This window comes from Providencia sp. PROV129 (assembly GCF_028482245.1).
In the GTDB taxonomy this organism is placed as follows: Bacteria; Pseudomonadota; Gammaproteobacteria; order Enterobacterales; family Enterobacteriaceae; genus Providencia; species Providencia vermicola.
The window spans coordinates 1-4,383 of record NZ_JAMPQD010000048.1 but is presented as its reverse complement, the minus strand read 5'-3'; the positions used below and the strand labels follow the sequence as shown (position 1 = coordinate 4,383).

Annotated in this window: 3 protein-coding genes, 5 tRNA genes and 1 rRNA gene; 1 reads left to right on the top strand and 8 read right to left on the bottom strand. The window is 38.8% G+C overall.

Annotation, left to right across the window (positions count from 1 at the left end; genetic code table 11):
• Positions 1-119: 119 nt before the first annotated feature.
• The 4 genes from PSF27_RS20655 to PSF27_RS20640 all read right to left on the bottom strand — a co-directional run bounded on the left by PSF27_RS20655 (position 120) and on the right by PSF27_RS20640 (position 526).
• Positions 120-195: transfer RNA gene (locus PSF27_RS20655), tRNA-Thr, on the bottom strand.
• Positions 196-201: 6 nt separating this feature from the next.
• Positions 202-276, bottom strand: a tRNA-Gly gene (locus tag PSF27_RS20650).
• 74 nt (positions 277-350) lie between these two features.
• Positions 351-435: transfer RNA gene (locus PSF27_RS20645), tRNA-Tyr, on the bottom strand.
• Between the two features lie 15 nt (positions 436-450).
• Positions 451-526, bottom strand: a tRNA-Thr gene (locus PSF27_RS20640).
• Between the two features lie 427 nt (positions 527-953).
• Here PSF27_RS20640 and coaA point away from each other — a divergent pair.
• Entirely contained in the window at positions 954-1,904 is a 951-nt protein-coding gene (gene coaA / locus PSF27_RS20635; RefSeq protein ID WP_206086982.1) for a type I pantothenate kinase, read from the top strand.
• Between the two features lie 37 nt (positions 1,905-1,941).
• Here the strand turns inward: coaA and birA are convergent, their stop codons facing one another.
• The 4 genes from birA to PSF27_RS20615 all read right to left on the bottom strand — a co-directional run bounded on the left by birA (position 1,942) and on the right by PSF27_RS20615 (position 4,341).
• The gene (gene birA, locus PSF27_RS20630; protein WP_272574469.1) at positions 1,942-2,916 is read right to left on the bottom strand and encodes a bifunctional biotin--[acetyl-CoA-carboxylase] ligase/biotin operon repressor BirA; all 975 of its coding nucleotides are present in this window, start codon (positions 2,914-2,916) and stop codon (positions 1,942-1,944) included.
• A complete protein-coding gene (gene murB, locus PSF27_RS20625) occupies positions 2,913-3,947 on the bottom strand; it encodes a UDP-N-acetylmuramate dehydrogenase (RefSeq protein WP_206086980.1) in 1,035 nt (344 codons plus the stop codon). The genes birA and murB overlap by 4 nt, the downstream gene beginning before the upstream one ends.
• 176 nt (positions 3,948-4,123) lie before the next feature.
• A 5S ribosomal RNA gene (rrf, locus tag PSF27_RS20620) occupies positions 4,124-4,239 on the bottom strand.
• 26 nt (positions 4,240-4,265) lie between these two features.
• A tRNA-Thr gene (locus PSF27_RS20615) sits at positions 4,266-4,341 on the bottom strand.
• Positions 4,342-4,383: the final 42 nt, after the last annotated feature.

The window sequence follows — 4,383 nt, the reverse complement described above, 5'->3', positions numbered from 1 at the left end:
TTAGATTGTCCCTCTAAGACACGGAATCGGTGGTTAAACCACATCAACCAAGCAAGAAATTATTTCGCTTGTTTTTTTCAGGAGACAAATCAGGGAGATAATTGAGAACATAAGGGAAGTGGTGCTGATAGGCAGATTCGAACTGCCGACCTCACCCTTACCAAGGGTGTGCTCTACCAACTGAGCCATATCAGCACATCTTGGAGCGGGCAGCGGGAATCGAACCCGCATCATCAGCTTGGAAGGCTGAGGTAATAGCCATTATACGATGCCCGCAATGAACTCGGCTACCTGAGTTATCAGCTGTTAAACTGTTCCTTGAAGTTTCTATAAAGAAATCTTCTTGGAGATGGTGGTGGGAGAAGGATTCGAACCTTCGAAGTCTGTGACGGCAGATTTACAGTCTGCTCCCTTTGGCCGCTTGGGTATCCCACCTATCCAAATTTTTAATGGTGCCGGCACCAAGAGTCGAACTCGGGACCTACTGATTACAAGTCAGTTGCTCTACCAACTGAGCTATGCCGGCATCAAGTGCTGCGCATTCTAGGAAGAGTGAGCGCATGTTGCAACAAAAAAATTTAATTTTTTGTTCGTTTGCTTACATTTTGTTCGCTTTTTGTGATTTTGTTGATTTTTTAACTATTTTGAGATTAAAACATCAACAGTAGCTGTTAACTATAATCCATTATTATTTAGTCCGTAAAGCTCGATAATCGAATCAAAACATTTCAAATGTTATTATTTAGTCCCCATCACATTTTTAGGGCTCTGATTAATCGGTTATTTTCCAAGCGATCACACCTATTTTTTTTGTGTAATTCAAAAAAAATTCACAAATATTATAAAAAAACCTACGCCTCCCCCCCATCACTCGCTATGATGCTAGCAAATTTTTTGGATACGGGTGTTTAGGCAACCTGTCCAACCTGCATAAAATAGGCAGATGTTGGTTTATGAAAAAGAACGAAAATTTTATTACTACGCCATATTTAGAATTTGATAGAGAACATTGGGCAACACTCCGTGATTCCGTCCCTTTGACATTAACATCCAGTGAGCTTCTCGAGTTAAAAGGGATTAACGAAGAGCTTTCAATGGAAGATGTTATTGAAATTTATCTACCTTTATCGCGCTTATTGAATTTTTATATTAGTTCTAACTTACGTCGTCAGGCTGTCCTAGAGCAGTTTTTAGGAACTAGTGAAGCAAAAGTGCCTTACATCATCGGTATCGCTGGTAGCGTTGCTGTAGGTAAAAGTACAACAGCACGTTTATTACAAGCACTATTAACCCGTTGGCCTGAGCACCGTAAAGTTGATTTAATTACGACTGATGGCTTTCTTCATCCGAACCAAGTATTAAAAGATCGGAATATTATGAAGAAAAAAGGTTTTCCACAGTCTTATGACATGCGAAAACTGGTTAACTTTGTTTCTCAAATTAAATCAGGTGCGCGAAATGTCCGTGCCCCGGTCTATTCCCATCTAACCTACGACATTGTGCCTGACCAAGAACAAGTTATTGATCAGCCTGATATTTTAATTTTGGAAGGGCTCAATGTGTTACAAAGTGATATGGACTACCCACAAGATCCACACCATGTATTTGTCTCTGACTTTGTTGATTTCTCAATTTATGTTGATGCAGCTCCTGCTTTATTAAAACAATGGTACATCGGTCGTTTTCTTAAGTTTAGGCAAGGCGCATTCTCCGACCCAGATTCATACTTTCATAGTTATTCTAAATTGAGTGAAGAGGAAGCTGTAAATATTGCAGGTTCTATTTGGGATGAAATTAATGGGCTAAATCTCGAAGAGAATATTTTACCTACCAAAGAGCGTGCAAGCTTAATAATGACAAAAGGTGAAAACCATTCAATTCAAAATGTCAGACTAAGGAAATAAAATCTATATTGGCCGAAATTTTTCGGCCAATTATATATTACTCGTTTGGCCGTAATGATATTTCGCCGCCAATATAAGGAATTATGTCGCCATTATCTTTTTGTAGTAACAATGCACCTTGCTCATTAATTCCACGCTCAACACCAGAAATAATATCATTACCGATCAGTAACTTAACTTTTCTATTTAAAAAATTATCAAGTTTAAACCATCTATCCAAAAACGGTTTTAATCCTTCTTTTTCAAATAAAATTAATGAATCTTTTAATGCTTGAATAATATTAGCCGATAATTCATTTCGTTCTATATCTTCAACTTCATCTCTCAAAGATGCCCACTCTTGCGTTATTGCAGTTGTATTTTCAATATTGGTTTTATTCATTCCAATATTAATGCCAATACCAATAATAATATGAGCAGCGTCACCTGTTTTACCCGTTAATTCAACTAAAATACCTGCAAGCTTTTTATCATTCATATACAGATCATTTGGCCACTTTACCTTTACTTTTTCTTTACTTATTTTGTTTAAAGTTTCCGCAATCACTATTCCAACAACAAGGCTCAAACCAACCGCAGCCGCAGGGCCTTGATCTAACTTCCAATACATAGATAAATATAAGTTACAGCCAAAGGGAGAAATCCATTGACGACCTCTTCTGCCTCGACCTGCACTCTGGTACTCTGCAAGGCAAGTATCTCCCGATGTTAAACTTGGAATGCGTTCAAGCATATACTGATTCGTAGAATCAATAACAGGTTCCACAATGATATTGACACCATTAACGTATTGTTTGATCCTGTCTTTATTAAGTAAATTTATTTGGTAAGGCAGCTTATACCCTTTACTCGTCACCGTTTCGATGTTCAAACCCCATGAGCGTAATGTTTTAATATGTTTATTAATCGCAGCTCGGCTCATGCCAAGTTTGTCGCCGAGTTGCTCGCCCGAGTGTATTTGAGCATCCGATAAAATATCTATCAGCTGTAAAGGGATTGATGTCTCTTTCATTGAATATAATCCATTGCGTTAACCTCACCTTGACGACCAATAAACCGAACTTCAGGTTCTAAAATAATATCAAAACGCTTTGCAACGCTTTGGCTAACGTATTTCGCTAGGTTAACAACATCACCCCCTGTCGCTTCATGTTTATTAATTAAAACAAGCGCCTGCTGAGTGTGAACTGCCGCTCCCCCTATTTCATGCCCTTTCAAACCACACTGGTCAATAAGCCAACCAGCCGCTAATTTCACGCTACCATCGGCTTGGATATATTGAGGACAATTTGGGTTTTCTTGCTTAATTTTTGCTGCTTTTTCAGCTGAAATCACAGGATTTTTAAAGAAACTACCAGCATTACCAGTAACTGCAGGATCAGGCAATTTACTTCTTCGAGTCTGGCACACTGCATCAAAAACTTGCTTAGGTGTTACTGTTTCGGGATTAAATTGTGTTAAGTCACCATAGGTAAGTTTAGGCTGCCATTTTTTTGCGAATTTCAGCCCAACGCTAACAATCACATAACCCTGTTGGTACTCATGTTTAAAAATGCTATCACGGTAACCAAATTGGCACTCACTCGCTGCAATACGCGTTTCTTGATTTGTTTCAAGTGACAGAATATCCACATAATCACAAATATCTTTCAGTTCAACACCATAAGCACCGATGTTTTGAATTGGCGCGGACCCCGCACATCCAGGGATTAAAGCAAGATTCTCCGCACCATAGATACCTTTTTGTAGTAATTTTTCCAGTAATAGATGCCAATTTTCACCTGCCTGAACATGCACATACCAATAATCATCAGACTCTGTAATTTCAATACCTTTTAGCTGATTAATGATAACGACACCGTCAAAGTCCTCTACAAATAAAACATTACTCCCCCCACCAAGCAGCAATACTGGTAAATTATCATTTTTCGCTTTCAGCCATTGTTGATGGAGTGATTGTTTATTCTCTACTATAAAAACTGATAATGCTTTTGCATCAATACCAAAGCTGTTGAATGGTTTGAGTTCAGAAGTTGGATTCATTACTACCTTCAGGAAAAATATAACAATAATGAAGTAAGTCTATCAGCCAGACTTAATCGTGGGTAGCAAGAATAATAAAATAAGATAATTTCGGGATCATTATGGAATGATTTACTTACTTTTCATAAGCGTCAGAAAGCAAAAAGCCACCCATTGGGTGGCTTCTTATATTTAAAACCTAGCAGTTCCCTACTCTCACATGGGGAGACCCCACACTACCATCGGCGCTACGGCGTTTCACTACTGAGTTCGGCATGGGGTCAGGTGGGACCACCGCGCTATTGCCGCTAGGTAAATTCTTTTTAAATGCCGATTATATGGTGCTGATACCCAGATTCGAACTGGGGACCTCACCCTTACCAAGGGTGTGCTCTACCAACTGAGCCATATCAGCAATATGGTGCGGTCAGTTAGTACTGACACAACCTTTAAATTT